This window comes from Pseudomonas sp. PI1, from assembly GCF_000812405.1.
Classification (GTDB): Bacteria; Pseudomonadota; Gammaproteobacteria; order Pseudomonadales; family Pseudomonadaceae; genus Pseudomonas; species Pseudomonas citronellolis.
The window spans coordinates 26,005-40,505 of record NZ_JWMC01000033.1; the positions used below are offsets into that span (position 1 = coordinate 26,005).

At 67.8% G+C, this 14,501-nt stretch carries 13 protein-coding genes; 4 read left to right on the top strand and 9 right to left on the bottom strand.

Features of this window, described 5'->3' with window-relative positions; genetic code table 11:
• The first annotated feature begins 19 nt into the window (after positions 1-19).
• The gene (locus RN02_RS11680) at positions 20-955 is read left to right on the top strand and encodes a LysR family transcriptional regulator (RefSeq protein WP_024128827.1); all 936 of its coding nucleotides are present in this window, start codon (positions 20-22) and stop codon (positions 953-955) included.
• Between the two features lie 121 nt (positions 956-1,076).
• On the top strand, positions 1,077-1,277 hold the full coding sequence (locus RN02_RS11685; RefSeq protein ID WP_009614826.1) for a hypothetical protein: 201 nt from the start codon (positions 1,077-1,079) through the stop codon (positions 1,275-1,277).
• Positions 1,278-1,889: 612 nt separating this feature from the next.
• Here RN02_RS11685 and RN02_RS11690 read toward each other — a convergent pair.
• Together RN02_RS11690 and RN02_RS11695 are read right to left on the bottom strand one after the other, a co-directional pair.
• On the bottom strand, positions 1,890-3,224 hold the full coding sequence (locus RN02_RS11690) for a sigma-54-dependent transcriptional regulator (protein WP_043314660.1): 1,335 nt from the start codon (positions 3,222-3,224) through the stop codon (positions 1,890-1,892).
• The gene (locus RN02_RS11695; protein WP_043314661.1) at positions 3,221-4,978 is read right to left on the bottom strand and encodes a sensor histidine kinase; all 1,758 of its coding nucleotides are present in this window, start codon (positions 4,976-4,978) and stop codon (positions 3,221-3,223) included. The genes RN02_RS11690 and RN02_RS11695 overlap by 4 nt, the downstream gene beginning before the upstream one ends.
• Before the next feature lie 103 nt (positions 4,979-5,081).
• Between RN02_RS11695 and RN02_RS11700 the strand changes: the two genes are divergently transcribed.
• Positions 5,082-5,960 (top strand): alpha/beta fold hydrolase, encoded by an 879-nt coding sequence (locus RN02_RS11700; protein WP_043314662.1) that lies wholly within the window; start codon positions 5,082-5,084, stop codon positions 5,958-5,960.
• An 87-nt stretch (positions 5,961-6,047) separates the two neighbouring features.
• On the opposite strand, the gene RN02_RS11705 is transcribed toward RN02_RS11700, so the two are convergent.
• The 4 genes from RN02_RS11705 to RN02_RS11720 form a co-directional block, all read right to left on the bottom strand.
• The gene (locus tag RN02_RS11705; protein WP_043314664.1) at positions 6,048-6,701 is read right to left on the bottom strand and encodes a DUF2931 family protein; all 654 of its coding nucleotides are present in this window, start codon (positions 6,699-6,701) and stop codon (positions 6,048-6,050) included.
• Between the two features lie 101 nt (positions 6,702-6,802).
• Positions 6,803-7,456 (bottom strand): DUF2931 family protein, encoded by a 654-nt coding sequence (locus RN02_RS11710; protein ID WP_043314666.1) that lies wholly within the window; start codon positions 7,454-7,456, stop codon positions 6,803-6,805.
• Positions 7,449-9,302 carry a PAAR domain-containing protein gene (locus RN02_RS11715; RefSeq protein WP_043314667.1) on the bottom strand — a complete coding sequence of 618 codons (1,854 nt, stop codon included), beginning with the start codon at positions 9,300-9,302 and terminating at the stop codon, positions 7,449-7,451. The genes RN02_RS11710 and RN02_RS11715 overlap by 8 nt, the downstream gene beginning before the upstream one ends.
• Before the next feature lie 349 nt (positions 9,303-9,651).
• Entirely contained in the window at positions 9,652-10,113 is a 462-nt protein-coding gene (locus RN02_RS11720; protein WP_043269833.1) for a DUF3301 domain-containing protein, read from the bottom strand.
• A 124-nt stretch (positions 10,114-10,237) separates the two neighbouring features.
• Here RN02_RS11720 and pdxY point away from each other — a divergent pair, with 124 nt between their 5' ends.
• The gene (pdxY, locus tag RN02_RS11725) at positions 10,238-11,107 is read left to right on the top strand and encodes a pyridoxal kinase PdxY (RefSeq protein ID WP_009614845.1); all 870 of its coding nucleotides are present in this window, start codon (positions 10,238-10,240) and stop codon (positions 11,105-11,107) included.
• A 60-nt stretch (positions 11,108-11,167) separates the two neighbouring features.
• Here pdxY and ybaL read toward each other — a convergent pair whose 3' ends face one another.
• The 3 genes from ybaL to RN02_RS11740 all read right to left on the bottom strand — a co-directional run bounded on the left by ybaL (position 11,168) and on the right by RN02_RS11740 (position 14,449).
• Positions 11,168-12,862: a YbaL family putative K(+) efflux transporter gene (gene ybaL, locus RN02_RS11730; RefSeq protein ID WP_043269829.1), complete on the bottom strand. Its 1,695-nt coding sequence runs from the start codon at positions 12,860-12,862 to the stop codon at positions 11,168-11,170.
• A gap of 182 nt (positions 12,863-13,044) precedes the next feature.
• The gene (locus RN02_RS11735) at positions 13,045-13,548 is read right to left on the bottom strand and encodes an acyl-CoA thioesterase (RefSeq protein WP_043269827.1); all 504 of its coding nucleotides are present in this window, start codon (positions 13,546-13,548) and stop codon (positions 13,045-13,047) included.
• Positions 13,549-13,690: 142 nt separating this feature from the next.
• Positions 13,691-14,449 (bottom strand): SDR family NAD(P)-dependent oxidoreductase, encoded by a 759-nt coding sequence (locus tag RN02_RS11740; RefSeq protein WP_043314669.1) that lies wholly within the window; start codon positions 14,447-14,449, stop codon positions 13,691-13,693.
• Between the last annotated feature and the right edge of the window lie 52 nt (positions 14,450-14,501).

Sequence of the window (14,501 nt, forward strand, 5' to 3'; positions counted from 1 at the left end):
TTTTGCAGACGGGGCAACAGTGGACACTTTACATGCGATGCGGGTCTTCGCCCGCGTGGTCGATGCCGGCAGCTTCACCGCCGCCGCCAATGCCCTGGGCCTGTCGACCGCCCAGGTCTCCCGCGTGGTCTCGGACCTGGAGGCCTACCTGCAGGCGCGCCTGTTGCACCGCACCACGCGGCGCCTGGCCCTGACCGAGACCGGCGAACGCTACCTGCAGCGTTGTCGGGAAATCCTCCTCGACGTCGAGGAAGCCGAAGCCGAGGCCAACGGCGCGCACCTGCGCCCGCGCGGCCGGCTGCGCGTGCACTCGTTGACCGGGCTCGGCCAGCAGCATCTCATCCCGCTGATCTCGCGCTACTGCCAGCAGCACCCGGAGGTCTACATCGAGCTGACCCTGGCCCAGCGCCAGCCGGACATCCTCGAAGAAGGCCAGGACGTGGTCATCACCCGCGACCGCGAACTGCCCGACTCCGAATACGTCGCCCAGACCCTCGGCACCATCTACAGCGTGCTCTGCGCCAGCCCCGGCTACCTGGCCGAACGCGGCACCCCGCGCGCCATCGAGGACCTGCGCGAGCACCGCTGCCTGCGCCTGCAGGACCCGACCTTCCCGGAAGGCTGGGCCTTCGAGGAAGACAACGAGGCGAGCGTGATCCGCCCGCGCGACACCTTCATGGTCAACGTCGCCGAGGCCCTGGCCGGGGCCGCCCGCGCCGGCATGGGCATCTGCCTGCTGCCCAGCTACGTGGCCGCGCCGGCGCTGCGCCAGGGCGAGCTGGTGCGCGTGTTGCCCGAGCGCAGCCTGCACGTGCGGCAGATCTTCGCGCTCTACCCGTCGCGGCGCTTCCTCGACGCGAAGATCCGCACCTGGGTGGAATTCCTCAAGGAAGAACTGCCCAAGGCCTTCGACGCCGACGAGCAGGTGATGAACGACCCTGCGCACTGGGCCTGAAAACGGATTGTTGCTTTTCAGGCAATGGTCTGTTGGTGAGCCAGCTATTTTTCCGCCTGTCACCGAGTCGTAACCTTTGCATCGCCCCCACTGAGCGGGGCCAATCAAAGGTTCGAAAATCATGTCCCGTAAACTTGTTGTTGCTGCCCTGCTGTCCGTTTGCTCGCTGTCCTTCGTGCAACTGAGCTTCGCCGAAGAATCCCGACTGATGACCGACAAGATGGTGAAAGCCAACGAGGCCGCCATCGCCGCTGCCCAGCAGGCCTCCGACGCCGAGCGTACCGCCGGCAAGGCCGCTGCCCAGTCCAACGCCGATTCCTGATCGGCGTTACTTTCCCCCGGGAAGCCCGGAGCGTGAGCCGGTATTCCCAATGCCTTGCGCCGCATACGAAATGCGGCGTTTTTTTATCCCGGCGGGGGCGGTGATCTTTTCATTTTATGAAAAAGTCTTTCGCCGTCTCCGCGCTTTATCGAAACTAGATAGGTCAATAGACTTGTCTTTATCTGCCGGGCTCTCCCGGCAGGCCCGACACGATCAGCCTGATGTGTCACCGAGGGGCGGTGACTGCGAACTTCCGCCCCTCACGCCAGCCGGTTCCTCCAACGCCGACTGGCCTTGCTTCCCGACGCCGATATCCGATTGCTCCAATCGACGTCTTCTTTCCGGCCGCTGCACTCAGCGGCCGTTTTTTTGCCTGTGGAAAAGCGCCGGCCGCTCGAGGCGATATTGGCGAAGTGCCGTTGCGCAGGGCAGAATCCCTTCTGTCTGGACATGAATGCCATGCATGACGCCGAACCTGTTCGCCACTCCCCGCGCAAGCCTGGGCTGGCCGCTGCTGGCTCTGTTCGGAGCCGCCGTCGCATTGCTGCTGCTCTGGTGGGGGGCAGGGAGCATCTCGCGCGGGTACCTGGCCAAGCGCCTGGAGGAGGCGACTCAGCCTTCTCCGAGATAATCCCCCCGGCTCAACCCATGCCGCTGCATCTTCTCGTTGAGGGTGCGGCGCGGCAGGCCGAGCAGTTCCATCACCGCCTTGATGTCGCCCTTGCACTGGCCCAGGGCCTGGCGGATGCATTCGGCCTCGTAGGCTTCCATGCGTTCGAACAGGCCGCTGCCGGCCGGCGCTTCCAGTTGCGCCGCGCGGTCCAGGCCGAGCACGTGGCGTTCGGCGGCGTTGGCCAGTTCGCGGACGTTGCCCGGCCAGTCGTGGGCCAGCAGCCGGGCCAGTTCGGCGGTGCTCAGCGGCAGCGCTTCGCGGCCGAGCTTCTGGCTGGCCAACTGGGCGAAATGCTCGAACAGCAGCGGGATGTCCTCGCGCCTTTCGCGCAGCGGCGGCAGGCGCAGCTCGGCGACGTTCAGGCGGTACACCAGGTCCTCGCGGAAGCGCCCGGCGCGGGCTTCTTCCAGCAGGTCCGGCTTGGTCGCGGCGATCACCCGCAGGTCGACGCGGATGCTCTGGTTCGAGCCCAGGCGCTCCAGCTGCTGCTCCTGCAGCACGCGCAGCAGCTTGACCTGCTGGGCCAGCGGCATGCTCTCGATCTCGTCGAGGAACAGGCTGCCGCCGTTGGCGTGCTCCAGCTTGCCGATGCGCTTGCCCTGGGCGCCGGTGAAGGCGCCGCTCTCATGGCCGAACAGCTCGCTCTCGAACAGCTGCTCGGGGATGGCCGCGCAGTTCAGCGCGACGAAGGGCTTGTCGGCGCGCGGGCCGAAGTCGTGCAGGCAGCGGGCGACCAGTTCCTTGCCGGCGCCGGTCTCGCCGCGGATCAGCACGTTCACCGGCGTGCCGGCCAGGGCCAGCACCTGGCGGCGCAGGGCTTCCATCGGCTTCGACACGCCGAGCAGGCGCGACTCCACCTGGTCCTTGAGCGTGGCCTGTTCGCGCAGCTGGCGGTTCTCCAGCACCAGGCGGCGCTTTTCCAGGGCGCGGCGCAGGCTGTCCAGCAGGCGCTCGGGGGTGAAGGGCTTCTCGATGAAGTCGTAGGCGCCGTCGCGCATGGCCTGCACCGCCATGGGCACGTCGCCGTGGCCGGTGACCATGATCACCGGCAGGTCGCGGTCCAGCTGCTGCAGGCGTTCGAGCAGGGCCAGGCCGTCCGTGCCGGGCATGCGCACGTCGCTGATCACCACGCCGGCGAAGCTGCGCTCCAGGTTCTTCAGGCACTCCTCGGCGCTCTTGCACAGGCGCACCGTGAAGCCGGACAGCTGCAGCCACTGCTGCACGGCATCGCGGATGGCGGCTTCGTCATCGACGAAAATCACGTGTTCGGTCATGTCTCTTCGCTCGCGGCGGGCAGCACCAGGCGGAACAGCGCGCCGCCTTCGGGACGGTTGGCGGCCTCCAGGCGGCCGCCGAGTTCGTGGACGATGCCGTAGGATACCGCCAGTCCCAGGCCGAGTCCCTCGCCCACCGGCTTGGTGGTGAAGAAGGGATCGAAGACGTTGCCCAGGTGCTCGGCGGCGATGCCCGCGCCGTTGTCGGCGACTTCCAGAATCCAGTACGGGTCCTCGCGACGCAGCGCCACCCGGATGTGCGGGCGCTCGACGCCGGCCACCGCGTCCAGGGCGTTGCGCAGCAGGTTGACCAGCACCTGCTCCAGGCGGATGGCATCGCCCAGCACCCAGGCCGGCACGCTGAGCACCTGGCTGACCTCCACCTGCTCGGCGCGGATGCGCGGCGTCAGCAATTGCAGGGCCTGGTCCAGCACGTGGCCCAGTTCGATGCGTTCGCGCAGGCCGCCGGGGGTCTTGCGGGCGAAGGTCTTCAGGTGGCCGGTCAGCGCGGCCATGCGCTCCAGCAGGTCGTCCAGGCGCGCCAGCGCGGCGCGGGCCTCGTCGCTGCGCCCGGCGTCCAGCAGCAGGCGCACGCTGGCCAGGTGCATGCGCTGGGCGGTCAGCGGCTGGTTGATCTCGTGGGCCAGGGCCGCCGACATCTGCCCCAGGGCCGCCAGCTTGGCGGCTTGCACCAGGCCGTCCTGGGCGGTTTTCAGGGCGGCGGTGCGCTGTTCCACCAACTGTTCCAGTTCCTCGCGGCTGCGCTGGCGCAGGCGGGCGATGCGCCAGCGCTGCTGCAGCAGCAGGGCCAGGAACACCAGCGTCAGCCAGGCCCCGGCGGCGGCCAGGCGCGCGGTGGCGACGTCGCTCTGCACGCCGCGGGCGTCGCGCAGCAGGTGCAGGGTCCAGTCGTCGTCGGGCAGGCTCAGGGATTGCCAGAGGTAGTCGGTTTCGTCGTCCTTGGCGCCGACGCGCACCAGGCGGCTGTCCTCGCCCAGCGGCTGCAGGGTGCGGTGCCGCAGCGGGCTCAGCGGCTGGCGGTCGTACTGGCGGGTCTGCGCCAGTTCCAGGCGGGCGAAGGTGTCCAGCGGCTGCAATTCGCGGTAGCGCCAGCCGGGGTGGTTGGCGAGGAAGACGATGCCCTTGGTGTCGCTGACCAGCACCAGGTCGGGGGTCTGGCTCCACTGCTGTTCCAGGTCGGGGAATTCCAGCTTGACCACGATGGCGCCGAGGAAGCGTCCGGCCTCGTCGCGCACCGCGTTGGCCAGGAAGTAGCCGGGGATGCCGGTGGTCACGCCCACCGCGTAGAAGCGCCCGGTGCCCTGGGCGATGGTCTGGCGGAAGTAGGGGCGGAAGGCGTAGTTGTGGCCGACGTAGCTGGTCGGCAGGCGCCAGTTGCTGGCAGCCACCGCCAGGCCGTCGCGGTCAAGCAGTTCCAGGGTGGAGGAGCGCGCCGCGGCGTTGATCCGCTCCAGCTTGAGGTTCAGCGCCTGCTGCAGCTCGCCCGTGATCGGGCCGGCCAGGGCCTGGCGCAGTTCCGGGTCCAGGGCCAGCACCGCCGGCAGGCTGCGGTAGCGTTCCAGCAGGGTGCGCAGGGAGCTGACGTACAGCCCCAACTGCTCGTGGGCGGCCTCGGCCTCGGCGAGCAGCGAGCGGTGCCGCGCCTTTTCCCCGGCCCAGTACACCGACAGCAGCAGGCCGGCCAGTACCAGCAGGCTGGCGAGGATCAGGCGCAGGGGACGGGTCGGGCTCATGGCGCTCGGTGCGGGTGGGCGGAGCGCGACCATAGCACGTCCGGGCACTGGTCCGGCGCGGCCGCGGGTCGCTACACTGCGCGACCCTCGAGGAGAACGTCCGATGCAGTTGATCGCCTGGTCCCATTCCTGCTCCGCCGGCTTCACCCTGCGCGGCTGGCGCAGCGAACCCAGCGGCAAGCCGTTGCTGCACTTCCTGCATGGCAATGGTTTCTGCGGGCGCGCCTACGAGCCGATGCTCAAGCACCTGGCGCGGGACTTCGATCTCTGGCTGTGCGACGTCCAGGGCCATGGCGACAGCGACCACGGCGGGCGCTTCCACGGCTGGAACCGCAACGCCGAGATGGCCGTGGAAGCCTTCGAGGCCGGCCGCGGGGGCTACGGCGAGGTGCCGCGCTACGCCTGCGGGCACAGCTTCGGCGGCGTGCTCAGCAGCCTGATCCTGGCGCGCCATCCGCGGCTGTTCGAACGCGCGGCGCTGCTCGACCCGGTGCTGTTCACCCCGGCGATGATCGGCGTGATGGCGCTGTCCGAGGTGCTCGGCCTGCACGAGCGCCGGGCCATGGCGCAGAAGGCCAGGGCGCGGCGCAGCCAGTGGCCGGACCGTGCCGCCGCCTACGCCGGCCTGCACGGCCGCGGCATCTTCAAGGGCTGGACCGACGAGGCGCTATGGGCCTACGTGGAGAACGCCATCAAGGCGGTGGACGGCGGCGTCGAGCTGAAATGCCGGCCGAGCCGCGAGGCGGAAATCTTCAGTTCCTTCCCCAAGCGCCTGTGGCCGTCGCTGGCGAAAGTGAGCACGCCGACCCTGGTGCTGTTCGGCGAACGGACCTACCCCTTCGTGCCCAGGTCGGTGGCCCGCTGGTGCGCGCAGAACACCCACGTCGGCGGGCAGAGCGTCGCCGGCGGGCATTGCTTCATGCAGGAATATCCCCAGGACAGCGCCGAGCGGGTGGCGCGCTTCCTGCTCGGGCACGAGTAGTGCGGGAATCAGTCAGGGCACGGAAACCGCTTCCGAACTTCCAATTCACTCTCGTACTAGCCCTTGGCCACCGCAATCGAGGAGACCTCACCAGGAGCCATAGGGGATGCCGTACTTTTCGATGTAGGTCTTGGAGATGTCGCTTAATGGGTAATAGTGCCCATCTGATTGCCCGCCATAAGGCCCCTTCTTTACCACTTCCCCCTGTACCCGCGTGACCTCGATGGGATCCAGGCAAGGTCCCATGATCCAGACCTTGGCGATGCCGCCGGGCGCCAGGCCGATGGTCAGGCCTTTGCGGTAGTCGGTAATCCACTTTTCATCGAACCTGCAAAAGGCCTTTTCGCTCTTGACCATGGCCCGCTGGGTGGCTTCGGGTATCACGATATAGGCCTCATAGGTCTGCGGCTCCACCAGCGATTGCCAGCGCACGTAGATGAGCCGTGGTAAGGCTGCACCACGCACGTATTTGCCTGCTCCCCAGCCTGGGCGCTCTGGCCAGCCACTGGCATCTATCTTGAGTTTCGTGGGGGGAATGGTAGAGGCGACACCACTCATGGCGCGGCGGAACACGTGGTCATGTACGTCCACCGCATCGGCAGTCTCGATCCACACCTCCATGTAAGGCGGCGCGCCGAAGCCCAGGCGCCAGGCATCGTAGGGCAGGCCATTGGCGCCCGTGGCGCAGCCGCTCAGCAGCCAGGCCAGGGCGACTACCAGCAGGGGTTTCAGCCTATTCATTGGGATACTCCGCGCGCTTGCCGCCCTTGGCGGGGCGGTTGATGAACATCGCTTCCCACTCGCTTTCGTGCTTGCCCTTGGCCACGGCCATCGAAGAACCCTCACCAGGAGCCATAGGGGATGCCATATTTTTCGATGTAGGTTCTGGCTGTATTGGAGAGGGGGCGATGCCGTCCTTCTGAGGTGCCGTCATAGGGACCTTTCTTCACCACCGTCCCCTGTACCCGCGTGACCTCGATGGGATCCAGGCAAGGTCCCATGATCCAGACCTTGGCGATGCCGCCGGGCGCCAGGCCGATGGTCAGGCCTTTGCGGTAGTCGGTAATCCACTTTTCATCGAACCTGCAAAAGGCCTTTTCGCTCTTGACCATGGCCCGCTGGGTGGCTTCGGGTATCACGATATAGGCCTCATAGGTCTGCGGCTCCACCAGCGATTGCCAGCGCACGTAGACCAACCGCGGCAGAGCCGCGCCGCGGACATGCTTACCTTTCCCCCAACTCGGGCGTTCCGGCCAACCACGGGGATCGCCCTTGAGGTTCTTTGGCGTCTGGATCGCCGCCACCCCGCTCATGGCACGACGGAACACGCGGTCATGTACGTCCACCGCATCGGCGGTCTCGATCCATACCTCCATGTAGTTGGGCGCCAGGAAGCCCAGGCGCCAGGCGTCGTAGGGCAGGCCATTGGCGCCCGTGGCGCAGCCGCTCAGCAGCCAGGCCAGGGCGACTATCAGCAGGGGTTTCAGCCTATTCATTGGGATACTCCGCGCGCTTGCCGCCCTTGGCGGGACGATTGATGAACATCACTTCCAGTTCGCTCTCATGCTTGCCCTTGGCTGCATTCCAGTGGGCGGAGAGGTGGATGTAGCGGCGCTGCAACAGGGCGACTTCCTCCTCGCTCAAGCCAGGGAGGGATTCGCCCAGGGCATAGGCTTGCAACTTCGCGGCGATGGCTTGCAGCTCCATTGGTAATGCTGTGCGATTGTCATCGGGATCGATGGGGTCGAACGCCACCCCAGCCCGCACTGCCAGTTCCCGCATGATGCGCAGGTACACCCGCGACAGTTCCCCACGCACCTGGCGCTCGCTGCACACCGCGGCGTAGACGCGTTTTTCCGGGTAATGGTCGTGCTTCTTGTTGAAGGGCAGCCGGACCTCCCAGGTCTCGATGCCGATGCGTTGCGCATAGGGTTGCCAGGCCGGCAGGCGGCGCTCCAGCGTCTGACGCGTGCGCAGGTAGGCCTGGGTCCATTCGTTGGCGGTGCCCAGGCTGACCTGGTTGCTTTCCGGCGGGCTGAGGAAGACCTTTTCCGTGGCCAGGGGCAGGTAGCCGCCACCGATGTCCGAGTGGGCGCCGGGCAGGCGGATGTCGTGGTCGGTGCGGGTCAGGGAGAAGTTGTGGCGGTACTCGTTGGCGGCCACCAGTTGCACCACCTGGCGGGCGCAGCCGGGGGCCAGGCCCAGCTCCAGGTCGGCATTGCGCCCATCGTGCGGGCTGAAATCGCCACGCCAGGGCGCCACCACCGCGGCCACGGTGTCGAACAGGCCGATGAAGCCCAGGGTAAAGTCCGTGCGGTGGCGCCAGGCGAAGCTCTCGGCCAAGCCCTCCGTTCCTGGCGGTATGGCTTTGGCCAGCAGGCTGTCCGCGCCTTTGAGCAGGTCGTTGGCGCAATGCCGCGCGGCGGCGGCCCCGCGGCTGAAGCCGAACAGATCGATTTCGATACGTCGGATTTTCAGATCGGGATTGGCCTGCCGTAAACGACGCAACTGTTCCAAGGCCAGTGCCGGCATCTGCTTCACCCGCGCAAGGACTCCCGTGCTGCCACGGCCGGTCCCCTGGCTGAACGGCGAGTCCTGCTGGCCGGCGCTGGTGCCGACGCCTTCCAGATAGACTGCCAGATAGGCCTCGTCAGCTTCGGCCGGCAGACGCTCATCCGCCTGGTCTGGATAGAGGTTATACAAGTGAGCGATGTTGCTCGCATCGTTGCCATAGCTGTTATCCGGCGTGGCGCCGCTACCGTCGAAACCATAGGCTGCACAGTGCTGGCGGATCTCCTCCGCCGCCTCCTGTGACAGCCCCACGTTGATGGCGCGGCACTCGGCGGCAGCCTCGCTGTTGGCCTGGTTGTTGCCGGTGCCGTCGAAGAACAGGCCCAGGCGCAGGACGATGCCGGTGAGTTCTTCCTCTTCCTCCTCTTCTTCGGCCAGCGTCTCGCCCTGCTCGTTGCCGGGACGGGCTGGCCCGGTGCCCGCCAGCGGTACGGCAAGGGCGGCGCCAAGGCCCATCACGCCAGAGGCGGCGGCCCCCGAGCCTCCGTCGAGCGGGGCGATCAGGTAATGGCTGCCCGGCGGGCAGCCGCAAGCGACGGTACAACCATCGACGGCGACCAGCATGCCGAGGTGTTCGGTGGTCAGGTCGCCCTGCTGGATGACGCCCGGCACGCCGCAGCGTGGGCAGGGCGTGGTCATGTCGCCCACCCGCAGCACCGCACGGTCATGGTTGGTGAAGGTGGTCTGCCCGGCCAGGCACTTCGCCCCGGTGGAGGTGATATCGTCCGCCAGGCCCACGCCCTTGCCGCGGATATTCATGCGCTTGCCCATCACGCGGCTTCCTTGCCAGATGGCACGCTGGTCGACGGAGAGGCGGCTGGAAGGCCCGTGCGAGGCTTGTCGATCCAGCATTGGAGGATGGGGATAATGGGGGTATCGAGCATGGGTCATCCCTCTTCATTATTTGATGAGGGATGACCTTGGGTTGGCCCTGCGCGCAGGGGCAATCGGAACGGTCCTGGCTATGAATGGGAAACGGCGAATTCTCTATGCACCTTGACCTAGGGCGCACAAGCCGTGGGCATGTTCATGGAGGGGCAAGCGAGTCGCGCCCATTGTCCGCTGAGTTTCGTCCTATCCCTTGCCTGAGGGGCAGGCTATGCCTTGTGAGCGGTCAGGTTCAGTCGCCGACCTTCTTGTCGGCGTGGTTGCGCCGCCACTCGTCCAGCCGCACCACCTCGGCCTTGTGCCGTGGCGCCTGTGGCTCGGCCGTGGGCGCTGGCAGGGCCTGGGCGATTTCCACCACCGCGTGCACCTCGTGGGGCTCGGGGTGGAAGCGGAAGGGCTCCAGCTCGATCGGGCCGGGGCGCTGGCCGAGCATGGTGATGCTGCCGTTGTAGCGGTCCTGGCCGCTGGCGGTGAACTCGAAGCCGTATTCCCGGGCCAGGCAGAGCATGCCGTTGGCGCCGCGGCGCAGGCGCAGGCGGCGCAGGGCGACGTTCTCGTCGAGCAGCTCCACCCCCTGCCGCGCGCAGTGCTGGCGCGCCAGCTGCAGGGCGCGCTCGCGGATGCCGTGGGCGCGCCACCACCAGGCGGCGGCCGTGGCCAGCAGGAGGAATACGAAAAGGTTGCCCAAGGTCACTTCAAGGCTCCGCTCGGGAAGAGGCGCTCCAGCTTACCGAGTCTGTAGGAAAGCGGCGAGAGCCGCCGGTTCCCAGGTGGTGATTTGCGCCCCATACTGACACATCCAGTTGCAGGAATTCGTCATGTCGTCGCGCACTCCCCACGTCCTCGCCATCCAGTCCCACGTCGTCTTCGGCCATGCCGGCAACAGCGCCGCCGTGTTCCCGATGCGCCGCGTCGGGGTGAACGTCTGGCCGCTGAACACCGTGCAGTTCTCCAACCATACCCAGTATGGCCACTGGACCGGCCAGGTGCTGCCGCCGGAGCAGATTCCGGCGCTGGTGGAGGGCATCGCCGCCATCGGCGAGCTGGGCAACTGCGACGCCGTGCTTTCCGGCTACCTGGGCAGCGCCGCCCAGGGCCGCGCGATCCTCGAGGCGCTGGCGCGCATCCGCGAGGCCAACCCGCGGGCGATCTACCTGTGCGACCCGGTGATGGGCCACCCGGACAAGGGCTGCATCGTGGCCCCGGAAGTCGGCGAGTTCCTGCTCCAGGAAGCCGCCGCGGTGGCCGACTACCTGTGCCCCAACCAACTGGAGCTGGACAGCTTCTGCCAGCGCAGCCCGCAGTCCCTGGAGGATTGCGTGGAGATGGCGCGCAGCCTGCTGGCGCGCGGCCCCAAGGCGGTGCTGGTGAAGCACCTGAACTACCCGGGCAAGCCGTCGGATGCCTTCGAGATGCTGCTGGTCAGCGCCGAGGGCAGCTGGCACCTGCGCCGCCCGCTGCTGGCCTTCCCGCGCCAGCCGGTGGGCGTCGGCGACCTGACCTCCGGCCTGTTCCTGGCCCGCCTGCTGCTGGGCGAGGCGCCCTGCACGGCCTTCGAATTCACCGCCGCGGCGGTGCACGAAGTGCTGCTGGAGACACAGCACTGCGGCAGCTACGAACTGGAACTGGTGCGCGCCCAGGACCGCATCGCCCACCCGCGGGTGCGTTTCGAGGCGAAGGCGATCTGAGGGAGGCGTCAGGCCCTGTCGTCGAGGCGGGACCGAAAGTGCTCGGCACCCGCCGCGAACTCAAGCCGACTGCGGCAACCCATCCGGCTGCGGCGCCGGGGTGCCGTGCTGCTCGACGCGCTGGTACATGCCCTGGGCGATCTCGCGTTCGCCCATGATCACCAGGCTGGCGCCGTTCTGTTCCAGGTATTCCACCTCGGCGTCGAAGTGCGCGCGGGCGATGATGTCCAGTTCGGGGTTGGCCGCGCGGGCGCGGCTGGCGATCTGCCCAGCCTCGAAGCCGTTGGGGATGGCGATCAGCAGCCAGCGCGCGGTGGTGATGTTGGCCAGGGCCAGCACTTCCGGGTTGGCGGCGTTGCCGACCACTACGCTCAGGCCGCGTTCGCGCAGTTCGGCGGCCTTCTCGCGCTTGTCCTCGATCACCACCAGCGGCGTGCCGTCCTTCTGCAGGCGCGCGCTGACCAGTTCGCCGACGCGGCCGTGGCCGATGAGGATGGCGTGCTCGTGCTCGCGCACCGGCGGCGGCAGGTCCTCGTCCTGCGCCTGGGCCTCGCTGGGCTGGGCGCTTTCCTTGCGCGCCTGCAGGCGCTCGATGGCGATGAACAGCAGCGGGTTGACCAGGATCGACAGGATGGCGCCGGCCAGCACCAGGTCGCGGCCCTGCTCGGGCAGCAGTTCAAGGGTCACGCCCAGGCCGACCAGGATGAAGGAGAACTCGCCGATCTGCGCCAGGCTGGCGGCGATGGTCAGCGCGGTGCTGTTGGGGTGGCCGAACAGGCGCACGATGACGTAGGCGGCCACCGATTTGCCGAAGACGATGACCAGGAAGGTGGCCAGCACCGGCAGCGGCTCCTGGATCAGGATCGCCGGGTTGAACAACATGCCCACCGAGACGAAGAACAGCACCGCGAAGGCGTCGCGCAGGGGCAGCGAGTTCTCCGCCGCCTCGTGGCTGAGCTCGGATTCGTTGAGGATCATCCCGGCGAAGAAGGCGCCGAGGGCGAAGGACACGCCGAACACCACCGCCGAGCCGGTGGCGATGCCCAGGGCGATGGCCAGCACGGCGAGGGTGAACAGCTCGCGCGAACCGGTCGCGGCGACCTTCTCCAGGGCCCAGGGCACCACGCGGCGGCCGCCGAGGATCATCACCGCGACGAAGGCCACCACCTTGCCCAGGGTCAGCAGGATCGGCAGCAGGATGCCGCCGCTGGCGCCGTCCTCGGCCTTGCCGCCAAGCGTGCCGGCCAGCGCCGGCAGCAGCACCAGGGTGAGGACCATGGCCAGGTCTTCGACGATCAGCCAGCCGATGGCGATGCGCCCGCGCTTGGTGTCGATCAGCTGGCGCTGTTCCAGGGCGCGCAGCAGCACCACGGTGCTGGCCACCGACAGCGCCAGGCCGAACACCAGGCCGCCGCCCAGCGGCCAGCCCATCATCCAGGCCAGGCCCATGCCGAGCAGGGTGGCCACGCCGATCTGCACCACCGCGCCGGGGATGGCGATGGCCTTCACCGAGAGCAGGTCTTTCAACGAGAAGTGCAGGCCGACGCCGAACATCAGCAGGATCACCCCCAGTTCGGCGATTTCCGTCGACAGCGCCTGGTCGGCGACGTAGCCGGGGGTGAAGGGCCCGGCCAGCACGCCGGCCAGCAGGTAGCCGACCAGCGGCGAGATGCGCAGGCGGTTGGCCAGGGCACCGAGGATGAAGGCCAGCACGAAGCCGACGGCGAGGGTGGTCAGTAGCGGTGTGTGGTGCATGGTCTGGGCTCCGGGCACGCAGGGAACTGCCGCCCCGGGAGGGCGGTGGTTCGAAGGTGGATCACGGGGGCAAACCCGCGGATTGGGCAAGTCTAGGCGCTGGCGAGGCTTTCGGCCTTGCCGACGCTCAAGGTTAACTTGTTGACGCGCCGGACTTTTTCAGCGGCACTTGAGAAATCTTGTCAAGAAATGTCGGCATCCTTGTCCCATTCTTCACGAATTGCCTGGTAACGCTGCTCAAGTTCCTGGCGCAGCTGGCGGCGCTGCTGGGCCTGGGCGAAGCGCCGGCGCTCCTCCCGGGTGACCGGCTGCAGCGGCGGCACGGCGGTGGGTTTGCGCGCGTCGTCCAGCGCCACCATGGTGAAGAAGCAGCTGTTGGTGTGGCGCACGGATTTCTCGCGGATGTTCTCGGTGACCACCTTCACGCCGATCTCCATGGAGGTGCGGCCGGTGTAGTTGACCGAGGCGAGGAAGGTCACCAGTTCGCCGACGTGGATCGGCTCGCGGAAGATCACCTGGTCGACCGAGAGGGTCACCACGTAGTGGCCGGCGTAGCGGCTGGCGCAGGCGTAGGCGACCTCGTCGAGGTACTTGAGCAGGGTGCCGCCGTGGACGTTGCCGGAGAAGTTGGCCATGTCCGGGGTCATCAGGACGGTCATGCTGAGTTGGTGGTTGCCGGGTTCCATATCGCTCTCGCAAGGCGGGTGGGGGATGCCAAGACTGGACGCACTGCGCGCAGCCCCGCGACACACTCTTTTCTATACCCCCCATTGGCCCCGGCGAACAGGGGCGCGCGCCAATCGCCGGGCGATTGGCGCGCGGCGCGGCTCAGCGGCCGGCGGAGAGGCCGAAGTCGATGGCCAGGTCGGCGCCGGTGATGGCTTCGGATTGCGGGCCGCAGAGGTACCAGACCAGGTCGGCGACCTCTTCCGGGCGGATGAAGCGCGCTTCCTTGCCCTGTGGATAATCCCGCAGCAGGCCGAGCTTGTAGGCGGCGGGGTTGCCCTGGCCGTAGCGCTCGGCCTGGTAGTCGAGCATGGGCGTGGCGATGTCGGCCGGGGAGATGGCGTTGACGCGCACGCCGTCCGCGGCCAGTTCCAGGGCCAGGGTGCGGGTGAGCATGGTCAGCGCCGCCTTGCTCGCGCAGTAGGCCGCCGAGCCGCGGTAGGCCTGGCGCCCGGAGTCGCTGGAGATGTTCACGATGCAGCCGCGGTTGTCCTTGAGGTAGGGCGTGGCGGCCTGGCACATGTAGAACGCGGCCTTGAGGTTGACCCCCAGGACCAGGTCGAAATCGTCCTCGTTGAAGTTCTCCACCGGGCCCTCGCGCCAGACCCCGGCGGCGTTGATCAGCGCGTCCAGGCGGCCGGTGCGGGCGAGGATGTCCGCCACCAGGCTCTGGCAGTTGTCCGCCCGGCGCAGGTCGGCCACGGCGCTGGCATCCAGCGGCACCTGGGCGTTGAGCGCATGCAGCCCGCTCTTGTCGACGTCGGTGGCGGCGATGCGCCAGTGGCTCTGGGCGAAGCGCTTGGCGATGGCCTTGCCGAGGCCGCCGGCGGCCCCGGTGATCAGAACAACGGGTGTGCTCATTGACTGAGTGATCTCCCTGCCTGATAGGGAAACGGCGCGCCGTCAGGCAGTG

Excerpts from the sequence above, each read along its gene's own strand:
- RN02_RS11735 (WP_043269827.1), bottom strand. The coding sequence starts at position 13,548 with ATGGAACCCGGCAACCACCAACTCAGCATGACCGTCCTGATGACCCCG.
- RN02_RS11705 (WP_043314664.1), bottom strand. The coding sequence starts at position 6,701 with ATGAATAGGCTGAAACCCCTGCTGGTAGTCGCCCTGGCCTGGCTGCTG.
- RN02_RS11685 (WP_009614826.1), top strand. The coding sequence starts at position 1,077 with ATGTCCCGTAAACTTGTTGTTGCTGCCCTGCTGTCCGTTTGCTCGCTG.
- RN02_RS11700 (WP_043314662.1), top strand. The coding sequence starts at position 5,082 with ATGCAGTTGATCGCCTGGTCCCATTCCTGCTCCGCCGGCTTCACCCTG.
- RN02_RS11740 (WP_043314669.1), bottom strand. The coding sequence starts at position 14,449 with ATGAGCACACCCGTTGTTCTGATCACCGGGGCCGCCGGCGGCCTCGGC.
- ybaL (WP_043269829.1), bottom strand. The coding sequence starts at position 12,862 with ATGCACCACACACCGCTACTGACCACCCTCGCCGTCGGCTTCGTGCTG.
- RN02_RS11710 (WP_043314666.1), bottom strand. The coding sequence starts at position 7,456 with ATGAATAGGCTGAAACCCCTGCTGATAGTCGCCCTGGCCTGGCTGCTG.
- RN02_RS11695 (WP_043314661.1), bottom strand. The coding sequence starts at position 4,978 with ATGAGCCCGACCCGTCCCCTGCGCCTGATCCTCGCCAGCCTGCTGGTA.
- RN02_RS11715 (WP_043314667.1), bottom strand. The coding sequence starts at position 9,302 with ATGGGCAAGCGCATGAATATCCGCGGCAAGGGCGTGGGCCTGGCGGAC.
- RN02_RS11690 (WP_043314660.1), bottom strand. The coding sequence starts at position 3,224 with ATGACCGAACACGTGATTTTCGTCGATGACGAAGCCGCCATCCGCGAT.
- pdxY (WP_009614845.1), top strand. The coding sequence starts at position 10,238 with ATGTCGTCGCGCACTCCCCACGTCCTCGCCATCCAGTCCCACGTCGTC.